Genomic DNA, 16650 nt, shown 5'->3' with positions numbered 1-16650 from the left:
GGGAACAGAACGGCACCTTCGGGTGCCGTTTTTTTCAGTCCTCGATTTCACGTTTCACCGCCCGGCGCACGGCTTTGAGAATGGCGCTTTCGAAGGCGTTGTGCCCGGCATGCAGCAGTCGGCAGTGAATGTCCATGCGTTGCCGGAGCCAGCGCACGCTGGCCATGCCGAAGGTATCGCGAATGCCCTGGATCAGCAGGGTGTTGTCGTCGAGTGTCAGCTTCTGGTTCCTTGGCTGGAAGAAATAGCCGTGCAGGTGGTAATGCAGTTCCAGACGGATGGCGAGCACCGCTTCCTGATCGACGAAACTCTCCAGCGTGCCGGGGCAAACCGTCTGCCCCGTGCGGCGCAAAACCCCGTTCAACCATTCAATGGCGGCGACACGCTGTTGCAATGGGCAACCTTCACCGAGTATGCGGTAGATGTCCCTGGCGCGATTGCCTGACGTCGCTTGAGGCGACTGTGTCAACCCGTCATTGAGTGCCTGATCGTATGACCGGATATTGGCTGCGAAAGGTACGAACACCGACACCAGTGTGGTTTTCAGCAGGTGTTGCGGATAGCGCTGCTGGTACTGGATCGCCAGCCAACTGCCCCACGAAACGCCCAGCACACTGATTTTTTCGAAGCCGAAGTGCTGGCGCAGCGCGTCGATGTCTTCGACGCAGAGCCCGGTCGTGTTGCCGCGCAGTTCGCCGTAAGGCGTCGAGCGCCCGCAACCGCGTTGGTCAAACAGGATGATGTCGAAATGGCGCAGGTCGAAGAAATCCAGATGATGACGGCTGATGCGCCCGCCGGGGCCGCCATGCAGGAAAAACACCGGTTCGCCTCCCGCAATGCCATGGCGTTCCCAGTAGAGTTGATGACCGTCGTCGGTTGGGTAAAAGCCTCTGCTTTGCAGGGTAAAGGTCATGTCGACTTGGCCGTCAGGCGATATCGGGTTTACGGATCGGGTTTGCGTTCCTTCTTTCGATTGCACTCATGGTGTGTTCTCCCTGGCTGTCTTGTGAGTCAACGGTGTCAAGCACGAGCCGAATCTAGAAGCACCGCGAGGGTGGCGTCAAAGATGTCCAGACGTTTCCAGTCGCGGTTTTTGGGAGTACCGAAATACGTACTGATAAATCGTGAGTAGTCGCGTCATGCCCGAAGAAAAGCCCCGTTTTAGAGCGGTTGTAATGGGTCGCCGTAGGCGAGTGACGCGACGATGCATTAACCCTCTACGAAGTTTTGTTTCATACCTTCGTCAGACGTTTCATCGCAATGCCGACGCAAAATCGCACTGAAGGAACTATGTGGATTTATGGCGCATCTGTGCGGTGAATTTTCTGATGGTAATTGAGAAAACACCGCACAAATGGCTGAGGCTTCAATAGGGTGTGGAAGGCAACGCGGGAAAAACCAGACTGAATACCGTCATCGCCCCCGGATGGCTTTGCACCTGGGCGGTGCCCGAATGCAGGCTCATGATCGAGCGCACGATGGCCAGCCCCAGACCGGTGCTGCCCTGTGAGCGGGTACGGCTGCTGTCTACGCGGTAAAAGCGGTCGAACAGATGTGGTAAGTGTTGCGCTTCGATGCCTGCGCCGGGATTGCTCACTCGCAGAGCCACCTGTGTCGGCGCCTGCTCGATGAACAGCGAAACGGTTTTGCCGGCAGGGCAGTGGCGCAGGGCGTTGGACAGCAGGTTCGATATCGCTCGCTGGATCATCAGCCGGTCGCCCGAGACTTGCGCGCTACCGACCACCTTCAGATGGATCTGCTTGTCCTGCGCCGACAGGGAAAACAGGTCGGCCACCCTGAACGCCTCATCTTCCAGTGCAATCGGTTCGAACGACGCGTGCGTCATCGGCTGGCTGGCCTGGGCCAGAAACAACATGTCCGAGACAATTCGCGCGACGCGTTCCAGTTCTTCGGTGCAGGACACCAGGACGTCGGAGTATTCGTCGACCGTACGTTCCCGCGACAGCGTGACCTGTGCCTTGCCCATCAGGTTGTTGATCGGCGTGCGCAGTTCGTGGGCCAGATCATCGGAGAACTGCGACAACTGCTGCACACCGCTGTCCAGGCGATCGAGCATGACGTTGATGCCTTGCGCCAGCTCGCTGAGCTCCTGGGGCATGTTCACCACTGAAAGCCGATGGTCGAGATCCTGGGTGGTCACCCGGGCCGCCACTTTGCGAAACTCGCGCAGCGGCGCCAGTCCGCGCTGCACCGCGCCCCATGCTGTCAGACCGATGAACACCAGCAGCAACGGCAAGGCAATCAGCGTCGAGCGCAGGTAGGCGCTGAGCAAGGCCTGATCGTGGGCATTATCCATCGACAGCAGCACCGGTACGTTGCTGCCGTCCTTCAGGCGAATCAGCTTCGATGCAGTTAGAAATTTCGCGCCTTCAGCATCGACGCTGTCGGTGTAAGTCAGTTGATCGGTCGTCGCCCGTACCGCTTTCAATTCAATCCTTGGGTCTGTCAGTCCCGAGCCGGACTTGAGCAGCGGCGAGCGCAAATTGCCCCGGTCATAAATCGTCAGCGTGAGGTTGTCATGGCCCATGACCTGATCGAGCAGAATGTGCGGCTTGCCACTGACTTCATTGGCATCGACGTACAGCGACAGACTGTGTTCCACCTGCGCCATCTTCTTTTCCAGGTTGTCACGGGACAATGCATTGAGCTCATGGGTCAGGGCGAAATACGCGAGGATCGCCAGAAAGACCACCAGCAACGCGCCAAGAGTGCTGACGGTCAGACCCAATCGCAGCGACAGGCTGGCCGGCTTCATTCCCGTGCCTCCAGCACATAGCCGACACCGCGCAGGGTGTGGATCAGTTTGCTGCCGAACGGGTCGTCGATTTTCGCCCGCAAGCGGCGAATCGAGACTTCGACCACATTGGTGTCGCAGTCAAAATTCATGTCCCACACCAGCGAGATGATCTGGGTTCGGGTCAGCACTTCGCCGGACTGGCGCATCAGCAGATGCAACAGGGCGAACTCCTTGGTGGTCAGGTCGATACGCTGCGTGCCACGAAATGCCCGGTGACGGCCCGGATCGAGTTCCAGATCGGCGACCTTGAGCACCTGCGGCACCGGGATGTTTTCGCTGCGGCGCATCAGGGTGCGCACCCGGGCCAGCAGTTCGGGGAACTCGAACGGCTTGACCAGATAGTCGTCGGCGCCCAGATCCAGCCCCCGGATCTTGTCCGCCAGCCGCCCGCGTGCGGTGAGCATCATCACCCGGGTGGAGTGGGTGCGGCGTAACTGTTCCAGCACGCCCCAGCCGTCGAGTGCCGGCAGATTCACATCCAGAATGATCAGGTCATAAACCTGTTGTTGCGCCAGATGCAATCCATCGGCGCCATTAACGGCGTGGTCAACGATATAACCACTTTCGGTCAGGCCCTGATGCAGATATTCGGCAGCTTTAAGCTCGTCCTCGACGACAAGGATTCGCATGATTTTTCACCACTTGTATTTAATGGATATTTAATTAAGGCGGTCGTGGAAGTTGTTGTTTTTGTAGGATCTTCCGGATTGTTTCGATAACTGAATGTTGTGCACGGTAAAGGCTGTAGTGGCTACAGAGTCAACGCCTGAGGCCTTTAAAACGGCCGTCCGCGACAGCCTGTCGCAGCAGGAACGCGAATTTTTCATGACTTCGATTTCGGCAAGTGTTGTTCGGCGGATAACTAACGTGCATTTGTTTCGATGTGTTGCCGCAAGGTCGTTCGAACTTCGAATCCTAGAGCAAAAAACTTCGCTAAACCGTGGATAACGGATTTGTAATTTTCCAGTCACCTTGTCGATAAGTTCAAAACCCTACCGTGGCGCAATCAAAGATTCTTGATTAAAGGAAGTCTTCCATTGCCCGGTTTAATAGAACGGACGGCGCGATCACGCCTGAAAAAAACCGCCAGCGGCCTCTTGTTGTTGGCCTGTACAAGCCTTGCCAGTGCTTCGACCCTGACTCTGGATCAAGCCCTGCAAACCGCCTTCGCCGGCAACCCGGATCTGGCCGCTGCGCAGTGGGAAATCGGCATTGCCGAAGGTGACCGTAAGCAGGCGGGCCTGATCCCTAACCCCGAGGTTTCGTGGGAGGCCGAAGACACCCGGCGCCAGTCGCGCACCACTACGGTGATGCTCAGCCAACCGATCGAGCTGGGCGGCAAGCGTGGCGCGCGAATCGATGTGGCGAGCCGTGCGCAGGATGCCGCCGGCATCGAGCTGGAGCGCAAGCGCAACGCCTTGCGCGCCGATGTCATTCAAGCGTTCAACGGCGCGCAAACGGCGCAGCAACGGTTGCAACTGGCCCGGCAGTCGCTGCAACTCGCCGAGCACGGTGTGCGTGTGGCTCAGGGGCGGATCGAGGCGGGCAAGTCGTCGCCGGTGGAAGGCACGCGGGCGCAAGTACAGCTCTCGGAAGTGCGTCTGGAGCTGAGCCGCGCTGAGCGCGATCAGGCCAATGCCTACCAGCAACTGGCGCAGGTCATGGGCGCACCGTTGCCGACTTCGACCACGGTGCAAAGCGCTGCTCAAAGCCTGCCAAGCCTCCCACCGCCGAACCGTTTGCTTGAGCGCCTCAACGAAACGGCGGAGTTGCGTCTGGCCAAGTTGCAGATCGATCAGCGCGAGGCATCGCTGGGACTGGAGAAGTCCCAGCGGATTCCCGATCTCACCGTCAGCATCGGCAGTCAGTACAGCGAAACCGAGCGCGAGCGTGTCAACGTGGTCGGGCTGTCGATGCCGATTCCGCTGTTCAACCGCAATCAGGGCAATGTGCTGGCGGCGGCGCGGCGTGCCGATCAGGCACGGGATATGCGCAACGCCACCGAACTTCGCCTGCGCACGGAAATCCAGACCACGCTTGCCCAATGGCAGACCGCCAACGGCGAAATCCAGGCGTTCGACCGGACAATCCTGCCCGCCGCGCAAAGTGCGGTCGACAGCGCCACTCGCGGTTTCGAAATGGGCAAGTTCGGCTTCCTCGACGTACTCGACGCGCAGCGCACGCTGATCAGCGCCCGCAGCCAATACATCCAGGCGGTGAGCGAGGCGACCGACGCCCGGGTCCGCATCGAACGCATTTTCGGCGACCTCAGCGTCAGCCCTTGAATTTCAATTTTCTGATCACTGCGCGATGGCACGGCGCAGAGGAGTTTCCATGGATAAAAAACTGATCGTGGTCGCTGCGGCGACCTTGGCGTTGGGCATTGGTATCGGCTCGATGTGGGCGGGCAACTCGGGCATCGATGCGCATGCCGATGAAGCCTCCGAGCATGCGGATCACGCTGAAGAAGGCGCAGCCGCCGAAGGCGAGCATGGCGAAGAAGGACACATCGAATTGACGGCGGAGCAGATCACGGCGGCGGGTATTCAACTGGCCGAAGCGCGAGCGCAACGCATCAGTCTCGGCTTGCCGTTCCCCGGCGAAGTGCGCTTCGACGAGGACCGTACCGCCCATGTGGTGCCGCGTGTGCCGGGGGTGGTCGAGTCGGTGTCGGTCAATCTCGGGCAGTCGGTGAAGAAAGGTCAGTTGCTGGCCGTAATCGCCAGTCAGCAGATTTCCGATCAGCGCAGCGAGCAGGCAGCCGCGCAGCGCCGGCTGGCCCTGGCGCGCACGACGTTCGAACGCGAGAAAAAACTGTGGCAGGACAAGATCTCCGCCGAACAGGATTTCCTCCAGGCGCGTCAGGCCCTGGAAGAAGCCGAGATCGCCGTGAGCAACGCCCGGCAAAAGATCAGCGTGCTCAGCGGCAGTGTGGTCGCCACCGGCGGCAATCGTTATGAACTGCGGGCGCCGTTCGATGGCGTGGTGGTGGAAAAACACCTGACACCGGGGGAAGTGGTCGATGAAACCACGGCGGCCTTCACGCTCTCGGACTTGTCGCGGGTGTGGGTCACCTTCGGCGTTTCACCGAAGGACTTGAACAAGGTGCAAGTGGGCAGACCCGTCACCGTCAGCGCGGCGGAGTTGAACGCCGAAGTCAGCGGCACCGTGGCTTACGTCGGCAGCCTGCTCGGCGAACAGACCCGTACCGCGACCGTGCGCGTCACTCTGGAAAACCCGCAAGGCTCATGGCGCCCCGGGCTGTTTGTCACCGCGCTGGTCGCCACCGACAGCCGTCAGGCCAAGGTCGCTGTACCGGAAACCGCGATCCAGACCGTCGAGGACAAACCCACGGTATTCGTGCGCACCGATGACGGCTTCAAGGCGCAAGCGGTGGAGCTGGGCAGTCGCGCGGCGGGTCAGGTGGAAATCACCGCCGGACTTGCGCCGGGCGTGCAAGTCGCCAGCGCCGGCAGCTTCGTCCTCAAATCGGAGCTGGGCAAAGCCTCGGCCGAGCACAGTCACTAATCGCGGAAGACTCCCATGTTCGAACGCCTGATCCAGTTTGCCATCGAGCAGCGCATCATCGTGCTGCTCGCCGTTCTGCTCATGGCCGGCCTCGGCATCGCCAGTTATCAAAAACTGCCGATCGACGCCGTGCCCGATATCACCAACGTCCAGGTGCAGATCAACACCGGCGCGGCCGGGTTTTCGCCGCTGGAAACCGAGCAGCGCATTACTTTTCCGATTGAGACCGCGATGGCCGGCCTGCCCGCATTGGAGCAGACGCGCTCGCTGTCGCGTTCGGGGTTGTCCCAGGTCACGGTGATCTTCAAGGACGGCACCGATCTGTTCTTTGCCCGGCAATTGGTCAACGAGCGCTTGCAGTCCGCCAAGGAGCAGTTGCCCGAGGGCGTGGAGGCGGTGATGGGGCCGATCTCCACCGGGCTCGGCGAGATTTTCCTGTGGACGGTCGAGACCAGGGAGGGCGCGCTGAAAGATGACGGTACGCCCTACACGCCGACCGATCTGCGGGTGATCCAGGACTGGATCATCAAACCGCAACTGCGCAACGTCCCCGGCGTGGCCGAGATCAACACCATCGGCGGCTTTGCCAAGGAGTACCAGATTGCCCCTGATCCGAAAAAGCTCGCGGCCTACAGACTCACCCTCACCGATCTGGTGACGGCGCTGGAGCGCAACAACGCCAACGTCGGCGCCGGCTACATCGAACGCAGCGGCGAGCAATTGCTTATTCGCGCACCCGGTCAGGTGGCGAGCACCGAGGACATTGCCAACATCGTCATGGCCAACGTCGACGGCACGCCGATCCGGATCAAGAACGTTGCCACCGTGGATATCGGTCGCGAGCTGCGCAGCGGCGCGGCCACGGAAAATGGTCGTGAAGTGGTGCTGGGTACGGTGTTCATGCTGATCGGTGAAAACAGTCGCACGGTCTCCCAGGCCGTCGCCGCCAAACTCGATCAGATCAACAAATCCTTGCCCGCCGGCGTGATCGCGGTGCCGGTGTATGACCGCACCCATCTGGTCGACAAGGCCATCGCCACGGTGAAGAAGAACCTCGTCGAAGGCGCGATTCTGGTCATTGCGATCCTCTTCCTGTTCCTCGGCAACATCCGCGCCGCGCTGATTACCGCGATGGTGATTCCGCTGTCGATGCTGTTTACCTTCAGCGGCATGTTCAGCAACAAGGTCAGCGCCAACCTGATGAGCCTTGGTGCGCTGGACTTCGGCATCATCGTCGACGGCGCGGTAGTGATCGTCGAAAACACCCTGCGACGGCTGGCCCATGCGCAGCAGCATCACGGGCGACTGCTGACGCGATCCGAGCGATTCCATGAAGTGTTCGTGGCGGCAAAAGAGGCGCGGCGACCGCTGATTTTCGGCCAGTTGATCATCATGGTCGTGTACCTGCCGATCTTCGCCCTGAGCGGCGTCGAAGGGAAAATGTTCCACCCGATGGCGTTCACCGTGGTCATTGCATTGCTTGGCGCCATGCTCTTGTCCGTCACCTTTGTGCCTGCCGCGATTGCGCTGTTCGTCACCGGCAAGGTCAAGGAAGAAGAAGGCGTGGTGATGCGCGGTGCACGTCGTGTGTATGCGCCCGCGCTGGCCTGGGTGATGTCGCATCGTGCCGTTGCCGTGGGTGCGGCGCTGGGTGTGATCGTGCTCAGTGGCGTGGTCACCAGCCGCATGGGCAGCGAGTTTGTGCCGAGTCTCAGCGAAGGCGATTTTGCCCTGCAGGCATTGCGCGTACCGGGCACCAGCCTGACACAGTCGGTGGACATGCAGCAGCGGCTGGAAACGTTGATCCTTAATAAAGTGCCAGAAGTCGAGCGCGCGTTCGCCCGCACCGGCACGGCGGAAATCGCCTCCGACCCGATGCCGCCGAACATTTCCGACAGCTACGTGATGCTCAAACCCAAAGACCAATGGCCGGATCCTGGCAAGTCCCGCGAAACCCTGATGGCCGAATTGCAACAAGCCGCCGCGACCTTGCCTGGTAGCAACTATGAGCTGTCGCAGCCGATTCAACTGCGTTTCAACGAACTGATCTCCGGGGTGCGCAGCGACGTGGCGGTCAAGGTGTTCGGCGATGACATGGACGTGCTCAACGCCACGGCGGCGAAGATTGCCGCCGCGATGCAGAAGGTCAACGGCGCGTCCGAGGTCAAGGTCGAGCAAACCACCGGTCTGCCGGTGCTGACCATCAACATCGACCGCGACAAGGCCGCGCGTTACGGGCTCAACGTCGGCGATGTGCAGGACACCATTGCGGTGGCCGTCGGTGGACAGAAGGCCGGGACGATGTACGAGGGCGACCGGCGTTTCGACATGGTGGTGCGCCTGTCCGACGCCATGCGCAAGGACATCGAAGGGCTGTCGGCGCTGCTGATTCCTGTGCCAGCGGCGGGAGGTGAGGCGGCCAGTCAGATCGGTTTTATTGCGCTCAAGGATGTCGCCAGCACCGATCTGGTGCTGGGGCCGAATCAGGTCAGCCGCGAGAACGGCAAGCGGCTGGTAATCGTCAGCGCCAACGTACGCGGGCGTGATATCGGATCGTTCGTCGCCGAGGCGGGCGAAGTGATCGAGCGCGATGTGCAGGTGCCGGCGGGGTACTGGACCACTTGGGGCGGGCAGTTCGAACAACTGCAATCGGCGGCCAAGCGCTTGCAGATCGTGGTGCCGGTGGCGTTGCTGCTGGTGTTCGGGTTGCTGTTCATGATGTTCAACAACCTCAAGGACGGCTTGCTGGTGTTCACTGGGATTCCGTTCGCACTGACCGGCGGGGTCATGGCGTTGTGGCTGCGGGACATTCCGCTGTCGATTTCGGCGGGTGTCGGGTTTATCGCGTTGTCCGGTGTGGCGGTGCTCAATGGCCTGGTGATGATTGCGTTCATCCGCAATCTGCGGGAGGAGGGGCGTTCGCTGTCTGATGCGATCAATGTCGGTGCGTTGACGCGGTTGCGACCGGTGTTGATGACCGCGCTGGTGGCGTCCCTGGGCTTCATTCCGATGGCCCTGGCGACCGGCACCGGGGCCGAGGTGCAGCGACCGCTGGCGACGGTGGTGATCGGCGGAATCCTGTCCTCGACCATTCTCACGCTGCTGATCCTGCCGGCGCTGTATCAGATTGCCCATCGCCGGGACGAGGAGTCACCCACGACAGCCTAGTCATTTTTTGCTTTAACAAAAGGCCCGCAACTGCGGGCCTTTCTACATAACGGATATGTAATTTCGGCGCCACCGTCACGAAAGGTTCGGATTGTTACCTTGATCCCGTCAGTTACTTAAATGAGGAATCGAACATGAAACCTGTACAGAACGGTGCGTTTTTGTTGGCGTTGGCGGTGTCTTCCCTGGCGATGGCCGAAGGTGGCGGCGACCGCACTTTCGACCGGATGATGACCAACAACGACCGCTCCATGGAGCTGTTCGTTGCCAAGGAAAAGGCCCGGGATCCCGTTGTCGTCAATGACAAGAAAGGTGACAGCACACAGGACCTTTGAGCCCGCGGCACTGAGACAAGCCCGCTGTCGCATGCCGGTGTCGGGCTTTTTTATGGAGGAGAAAACATGAAGTTGATCAAGTGGATGGCCTTCGCCGGCGTCATGACGATGTCCTTGAATGTGCTGGCCGAAGGGGGCGGTGATCGAACCTTCGAGCGCGCGTTCAGCGCTAACGCAAAGGCCATGGAGCAATACGCGGCCGAACGAGGCAAAGCAGTTCCGGTGGTGAAGGACTACGAATACGGGATGAAGCTGGACGTGGTGAAAATTGTCAGCGTGGTGAAGCCCCAGCCCGCTTGCGCAGTCGTCCCCACTGCGATGACCTATGAAGATTCGAACGGGCAGCTCAATACGCTCAAATACAGCGTGGCAGGTGTTTGCCGAAACAGTGGTGGCTGATGCTGCGCACCGCCATGGTGTGCAGCCCGTCATCACGGCTGTGCGCGGGAGACTTTCGGGTCTGCCGCGCTTCGCCGTTTCCGGACTATTTGACCGGCAATGGTACTGTGTTCGCGCCGGCTGTTTCGGGGAGCGCTTCATGGCTGAGTTTGCGGCGGGCAATTTCGGCTCCACGCTGGCGCAGCGGCGTTTCGACCAGGCGGTAATTGAGCTCGCTCAGCACCACTAGCAGACCCACCGACGTCAGCAACAGCTCAACGGTAAAACGCCCGTCGAGGGGCACGCCCTGACTGGCGGCTACACGGGTCCAGATTTCGGTACTCAAGTGATTGGTGAAAACATGGATCACGTAAAGTCCATAGGACCGTGAGCCGAGCCACTGCATGAGACCGCGCATGAAAACCGGGCAGTAGATGTAGCCTTTCTGGTAACTCGCCAGCCAGACAATCAGCACCGCAACGATCGCAACGATACCGACTGCAATCGGCATGGCAATCAGCTGAATCGCGACGGAACCCAGCATGTAGAGCAGGAACAGTGTGCACAGCAGCGGTTTGAGCGTTCCCTGACCCAGCCCGACAGGTTCTATCTGTCGATAGAGGCGGGTTCGGGTAAACAGGCACAGGAGAATTCCCCAGAGCATTGCATCCAGACGAAAGTGCGTGAGTATGCTTCCGGGTTCGGGATAGGGGTTGCGATCGATACCGAACTGCAGGGCAATGAGCGCGAACAGGGCAATGATTCGCCAGCGGGGGGGCGTGACAAACAGCAGAAACAACGGGAATACGAAGTAAAACTGCTCTTCAAGCGCCAGGCTCCAGTATTGCGGGCTGGGGCCCAGCAGCGAGTTGAAATGCATCCCCAGATTACCGCTGAAGGTCGCGACGGCGGTGAAGCTGCGCAGATTGTCATACCACGAGCCAAAGGCATTCGACTGGTTGTAAACGATGGAAAACAACAGCGGAACGAGTATCCAGAGCCAGGCTGTGGGCAACAGGCGGTAGGCACGGCGCAACCAGAAACACGCTGTTGCCAGACCAGACTGACCTTGCGCGCGATGGTTGTCGAAATAATCGAGATAGGCCTTGCTGACGACGAAGCCGGAAATGCAGAAAAACAGATCGACCCCGGTCCAGGGCATGAAGATCGAGAAGATTCTCAGCAGGGTATCGGTATGGAACGGCAGCATCATGGTGACGTGACACAGGAAGGTCATGGCAACCGCGGCCCCTCTCAAGTATTCGATTTCCAGGTTTTTACGGTTACTCATCAATCCCTCGTTATTCTTGTTTTTCAACGCAGGCGAAGATGGCAGTTCGCTCGCTGTGCGGTCAAGAAAACGATCTTTTATCAAGGCAAAAAAAAGCGCCCCGAAGGACGCCAAAGGATTCACCTCTTACCAAAGGAGCAAGGAGCTTCTAAAGGTGAATGTGTGTTGCTCGTGAAACTCAGAGAATCGCCAGCGGGTATTCGACGATCACCCGTACTTCATCCAGATCCGACTCGAACGCCGTGGCTCGGGTGGTGGCCTGACGCAGGCGCAGTGACAGGTCTTTCATCGAACCGCTTTGCACCACGTATTTGACTTCGATGTCACGCTCCCAGCGCTTTTGGTCGGTCAGCGGATTGCCTTCGGCATCGCGGCGCATGTACACGGCGTTGGCGTTGGAGTAATCGGCGTCGGTGCCGCGGGCATAACGGGTCATGAACGACAGGCCCGGCACGCCATAGTTGGTCATGTCGAGGTCGTAGCGCACCATCCACGAACGCTCTTTCGGCGAGTTGAAGTCGCTGTACTGGATGGAGTTGTCGAGGAAGATCGAGTCGGACTGGCGCAGATAATCGAAATCGTCGTTGCCGTTGTTGCGCTGGTGGGAGAGGGCGACCGAATGGGCACCGAGTTTCACGCCGACCCGGCCGCTCCAGATGTTGTTGTCGAACTTGCCGAGCAGTTGTTTGCCTTCATCGACCGCCTTGTAATAGTTCAGGCCACCGAACAGCGACAGGTCATCCGATAGCGGATACGTCCAGGCGGTGCCGGCGTAATACTGGTTCCAGGCATCTTTCAGGCGACTGGAGTACAGGCTGAAACTGAGGTTTTTGTTCAGCGCATAATCGCCGCCGCCGTAAGCGATCCAGGGCGAGTTGACCGGGCCGGCATAGAAGGTCGCGAAATTCTCGCGCATGTCGCTGGACACCGGCTGGCTCATCGCATGCAACCGGCCACCCTGGATCGACAGACCCTCGATGCTGGTGTTGGTCGCCGTCACACCGCGAAAGCTTTCCGGCAGCAATCGCGAATCACCCGCCGCAACGACCGGGTTGGCCGGGAATACATCGCCGATTTTCACCACCGTATCGAAGGCCCGCACTTTGGCTGCACCACCGATCTTGGTGTATTCGTCCCGCGCTTTACCGTCGCTGTCGACCGGCAACACATCGAACGAACTGCGGCCACCGTTGCGACCATCACCGGTGTCGAGTTTCAGGCCGATCATGGCAAACGCATCGACACCGACCCCAACGGTGCCTTGGGTGAAACCGGATTCGAACTTGCTGATGACCGCATGGGCCCAGGCCTCGGAATAACCATTGCCGGTGGGACTGGACTGGCCGTTGCGGTGATCACGATTGAAATAGAAGTTGCGGTTGAGGACTGTCAGGCTGCTGCCTTCGATAAACCCTTCGGGTTTTTCTTCTGCAAACACCATGGACGTCCCGGCGCCGACGACCACTGCTAATGCGGCCATCGATATTTTTGTGTTGTTAACCATCAATCACTCCTGGGTTCGGCAGAACGGGAACGTGCTTCGGCGTGGGTTTTATTGTTCGACGGGCAAGGGCCCGCCGGGAGAATCGCCGGGTGACATCGTTGCAGGCTGCGGATAACGGGGAGGTGATTGGGGGATTACAAATTTGTTAGGTGGGTGCGGGCGAAACTCACACACAGGGCGGGGCTGAACGCTCCATGTATGCAGATTTGCGTTTCTACCTTTCGAAGGTGTCTAGCAAGTCCTCTGGCAGAGAGGTATCGATGTCTTTGGGAAGTGTGAGTTTGCCCTTCATGGTTCCGATCCGTTGAGCGCGCGTTTTTTTCAAGGTGACTTTGCCTTTGCGTTCTTCGGCTAATGTCTCGAGGCCGTCCATCAAGTCTGAAAAAATATCTCGTTTCATGTTTCCCGGATTTCCATCTGCTGGATGACTTTCGAATTTAACGACATAGGCCATTGCGTGATGTCAGCCGTTGCTCATGGTTTTGCAGGCAAATTCCTAAAAGGGGGAGGGTGTTGAAAATTAAAGGATTCCACAAAAACAAAAACGGCACCCGAAGGTGCCGTTTCTGTTTGTTGCCATTCCAGCAGAGCAATCAGCCCGCCAGGCCCGCCTGCTGAACCAGGGTCAGCAATGGTTGCGGGTACACACCGAGGAAGAACGCGACCACGGCGATGGCCAGCAGCATCACGCCGCCTGCCTTCTGTTCCCAGTGCAGCTGGGCGTCGTGGCGGCGCAGGTTCGGTTCGATCAGGTACAGGGTGACCATCACGCGCAGGTAGTAGAACACGCCGATGGCGCTGCCCAGTACCAGCGAACCGACCAGCCACCATTGGTGCGACTCGACACCGGTAGCGATGATGTAGAACTTGCCGATGAAGCCTGCAGTCAGCGGGATACCGGCCAGGGACAGCATCATCACGGTCAGTACGGCGGTCAGGTACGGACGGCGCCAGAACAGGCCGCGGTACTCGTACAGCGCGTCTGCGTCACGACCGTTGTACGGCGAGGACATCAGGGTGATCACGCCGAAGGCGCCGAGGCTGGTGATCACGTAGGTGACCAGGTACACGCCGATGGCTTCCACCGCCAGACCCTTGCTCGCCACCAGTGCGATCAGCAGGTAGCCGAAGTGCGCGATGGAGGAGTAACCGAGCAGACGCTTGAGGTTGCTCTGGGTCAGGGCCAGCAGGTTACCGAACAGGATCGAGGCGATGGCGATGATGGTCAGCACGTTGCTCAGAACGCCACTGCTGGCGGCAGGGGAGATCTGGAACAGACGAACCATTACCGCGAACACGGCCACTTTCGACGCGGTGGCGAGGAACGCGGCCACCGGTGCCGGAGCACCTTCGTACACGTCCGGCGTCCACAGGTGGAACGGTACCAGCGACAGTTTGAACGCCAGACCGATCAGCATCATGCCCAGGCCCAGTTGCGCCAGCGAGCTTGGCAGGTTGGTGGTGGCCAGTGCCTGACCGATGCCGACGAAGCTCAGGGAGCCGGAGTCTGCGTACAGCAGTGCCATACCGAACAGCAGGAACGCGGAACCGGCGGCCGACAGCACCATGTACTTGATGCCGGCTTCCAGCGAACGCTTGTTGAAGAAGGCGTAGGCCACCAGACCGTAGACCGGTACCGACAGCAGTTCCAGACCGATGAACAAACCGGCCAGGTGCTGCGCGCTGACCAGAACCAGGCCACCGGCGGCGGCCATCAGGATCAGCAGGTACAGTTCTTCACGGTTGCCCGGGTAACCCGAACCGCCATCGCCGAGATAGGCGTGGGCGAGGGTGACACAGGCGAGGGTGGCGACCAGGATCAGCGCCATGTACAGGCAGGCAAAGGTGTCGATCTGCAGCAATGGGGTCACGGCCAGAGGCGCGACTTTCAGGGCCGGCAGGATCGACAGCAAGGCCAGGTTCAGACCCGCCACCGAAATCAGGAAGGTCTGCGAGTGGTTGCGGCGCCAGGCGATTGCCAGCATCACCACGATAATGGTGAGGCTGGTGATCAACAGTGGCGCTAGCGCAATAAAGTGTTGAATCGTGAATTCCATAGCGCTCTTACCGGGCCGAAGCGAGTTGAGTGAAGGCGGTGCCGAGCCACTGCTGCACGCCATGCATCGTGGCGGCAGAAGTGTCGAGGAACGGTTGCGGGTAGACGCCGAGGTAAATCAGCAGTACCGCAAGGCCCAGCACCATGATCAGTTCGCGACCGTCCATGCCGTGCAGGATCGAATCCGATTTCGACGGACCGAAGTAGGCACGGTGGATCATGATCAGCGAGTAGACCGAACCGAACACCAGACCGGAGGTGGCAATCGCGGTGATCCATGGCGCACTGGCGAAGGTGCCGATCAGGATCAGGAACTCGCCGACGAAGTTACCGGTACCCGGCAGACCCAGGGAGGCGGCTGCGAAGAACAGGCTGATCGCCGGCAGGTAAGCGATACGCGACCACAGACCGCCCATCTCACGCATGTCGCGAGTGTGCAGACGCTCGTACAGCTGACCGCTGAGGATAAACAGCGCGGCGGCCGACAGACCGTGCGCCAGCATCTGGATCACTGCACCTTGCAGCGCCAGTTGGCTGCCGGAGTAGATGCCGATCAGTACGAAGCCCATGTGGGAAACGGACGAGAAGGCGATCAGACGCTTGATGTCGGTTTGCGCGAACGCAAGGAACGCACCGTAGAAGATCCCGATCAGACCGAGGGTCATGGCGATCGGCGCGAACTCGGCCGAGGCGTTCGGGAACAGCGGCAGGGCGAAACGCAGCAGACCGTAGGCCGCCGTTTTCAGCAGGATACCGGCGAGGTCGACGGAACCTGCAGTCGGTGCCTGGGCGTGAGCGTCAGGCAGCCAGGAGTGGAACGGAACCACTGGCAGTTTGACCGCGAAGGCGATGAAGAAGCCGAGCATCAGGATGTACTCGGTGGTCATCGACATCTTGGTCTTCAACAGGTCGGCGTAGTTGAAGGTGATCACGCCGGTGCTGTTGTAGTTGACCAGTACCAGACCGAGGATCGCCACCAGCATGATCAGGCCGGAAGCCTGAGTGAAGATGAAGAACTTGGTCGCTGCGTAGATCCGGGTTTTCTTGCCGTCCGAAGAACTGTGACCCCAGAGCGCGATGAGGAAGTACATCGGCACCAGCATCATTTCCCAGAAGAAGAAGAACATGAACAGGTCGAGGGCGAGGAACACGCCGACAACGCCGCCAAGGATCCACATCAGGTTCAGGTGGAAGAAGCCAACGTGACGTTGGATCTCTTTCCACGAGCAGAGTACCGACAGGATACCCAGCAGACCGGTCAGCAGGATCATCAGCAGCGACAGGCCGTCGAGGGCCAGGTGCACGTTGATGCCGAAACGCTGGATCCAGACGTGCTTGAACTCAAGCGCCCAGGTCGGGTCGGCGCCAGGTTTCGGCGCAAAGGAGTAGTCGCCGTGGGCCCACAGCCAGAGGCCGAGGGCAAGCAGCAGGGACATGGTGATCAGCGCAATCCAGCGGGGGAGGGTAGCGCCGAAGCGCTCACCCATCCAGCACAGCAGGCCGCCGATGAAGGGGATCAGGATTAGCCAAGGCAGAATCATGACGGGCTCGTTTCCTTTCGCAAATTCGCAA

Annotated in this window: 13 protein-coding genes; 5 read left to right on the top strand and 8 right to left on the bottom strand. The window is 59.7% G+C overall.

The window, feature by feature from the left end; genetic code table 11:
* Nucleotides 1–34: 34 nt before the first annotated feature.
* The 3 genes from NH234_RS19275 to NH234_RS19265 form a co-directional block, all read right to left on the bottom strand.
* Nucleotides 35–913: an alpha/beta fold hydrolase gene (locus NH234_RS19275; RefSeq protein WP_367253900.1), complete on the bottom strand. Its 879-nt coding sequence runs from the start codon at nt 911–913 to the stop codon at nt 35–37.
* A 453-nt stretch (nt 914–1366) separates the two neighbouring features.
* On the bottom strand, nt 1367–2776 hold the full coding sequence (locus tag NH234_RS19270) for a heavy metal sensor histidine kinase (protein WP_367253899.1): 1410 nt from the start codon (nt 2774–2776) through the stop codon (nt 1367–1369).
* Nucleotides 2773–3447: a heavy metal response regulator transcription factor gene (locus NH234_RS19265; RefSeq protein ID WP_367253898.1), complete on the bottom strand. Its 675-nt coding sequence runs from the start codon at nt 3445–3447 to the stop codon at nt 2773–2775. The genes NH234_RS19270 and NH234_RS19265 overlap by 4 nt, the downstream gene beginning before the upstream one ends.
* A gap of 408 nt (nt 3448–3855) precedes the next feature.
* On the opposite strand from NH234_RS19265, the gene NH234_RS19260 reads away from it, so the two are divergent.
* The 5 genes from NH234_RS19260 (at nt 3856) to NH234_RS19240 (ending at nt 10248) form a co-directional block, all read left to right on the top strand.
* Nucleotides 3856–5103 carry a TolC family protein gene (locus NH234_RS19260; RefSeq protein ID WP_367253897.1) on the top strand — a complete coding sequence of 416 codons (1248 nt, stop codon included), beginning with the start codon at nt 3856–3858 and terminating at the stop codon, nt 5101–5103.
* A gap of 49 nt (nt 5104–5152) precedes the next feature.
* Nucleotides 5153–6346, top strand: a complete 1194-nt coding sequence (locus NH234_RS19255) for an efflux RND transporter periplasmic adaptor subunit (protein WP_367253896.1) — start codon at nt 5153–5155, stop codon at nt 6344–6346.
* A 15-nt stretch (nt 6347–6361) separates the two neighbouring features.
* Nucleotides 6362–9514, top strand: a complete 3153-nt coding sequence (locus NH234_RS19250; protein ID WP_367253894.1) for a CusA/CzcA family heavy metal efflux RND transporter — start codon at nt 6362–6364, stop codon at nt 9512–9514.
* Nucleotides 9515–9648: 134 nt separating this feature from the next.
* Entirely contained in the window at nt 9649–9849 is a 201-nt protein-coding gene (locus tag NH234_RS19245; protein ID WP_367253893.1) for a co-regulatory protein PtrA N-terminal domain-containing protein, read from the top strand.
* 66 nt (nt 9850–9915) lie between these two features.
* Nucleotides 9916–10248, top strand: a complete 333-nt coding sequence (locus NH234_RS19240) for a DUF2790 domain-containing protein (protein WP_367253891.1) — start codon at nt 9916–9918, stop codon at nt 10246–10248.
* 85 nt (nt 10249–10333) lie between these two features.
* On the opposite strand, the gene NH234_RS19235 is transcribed toward NH234_RS19240, so the two are convergent.
* From NH234_RS19235 to nuoM, 5 genes are all read right to left on the bottom strand, one after another.
* Nucleotides 10334–11632, bottom strand: coding sequence for an acyltransferase family protein (locus NH234_RS19235; protein WP_367253889.1), 1299 nt, complete (start codon nt 11630–11632; stop codon nt 10334–10336).
* 64 nt (nt 11633–11696) lie between these two features.
* Nucleotides 11697–13022, bottom strand: coding sequence for an OprD family porin (locus NH234_RS19230; protein ID WP_367253888.1), 1326 nt, complete (start codon nt 13020–13022; stop codon nt 11697–11699).
* 214 nt (nt 13023–13236) lie between these two features.
* A complete protein-coding gene (locus tag NH234_RS19225) occupies nt 13237–13476 on the bottom strand; it encodes a hypothetical protein (protein ID WP_256576018.1) in 240 nt (79 codons plus the stop codon).
* A 139-nt stretch (nt 13477–13615) separates the two neighbouring features.
* Nucleotides 13616–15079, bottom strand: a complete 1464-nt coding sequence (gene nuoN, locus NH234_RS19220) for an NADH-quinone oxidoreductase subunit NuoN (RefSeq protein WP_085712396.1) — start codon at nt 15077–15079, stop codon at nt 13616–13618.
* 7 nt (nt 15080–15086) lie between these two features.
* Nucleotides 15087–16619 (bottom strand): NADH-quinone oxidoreductase subunit M, encoded by a 1533-nt coding sequence (gene nuoM / locus NH234_RS19215; RefSeq protein WP_085732152.1) that lies wholly within the window; start codon nt 16617–16619, stop codon nt 15087–15089.
* Between the last annotated feature and the right edge of the window lie 31 nt (nt 16620–16650).

Origin of the sequence: Pseudomonas sp. stari2, assembly GCF_040760005.1 — a bacterium.
GTDB lineage: Bacteria > Pseudomonadota > Gammaproteobacteria > Pseudomonadales > Pseudomonadaceae > Aquipseudomonas.
The sequence above is the reverse complement of the archived record's forward strand: the minus strand, read 5'-3'. Positions and strand labels throughout refer to the sequence as shown.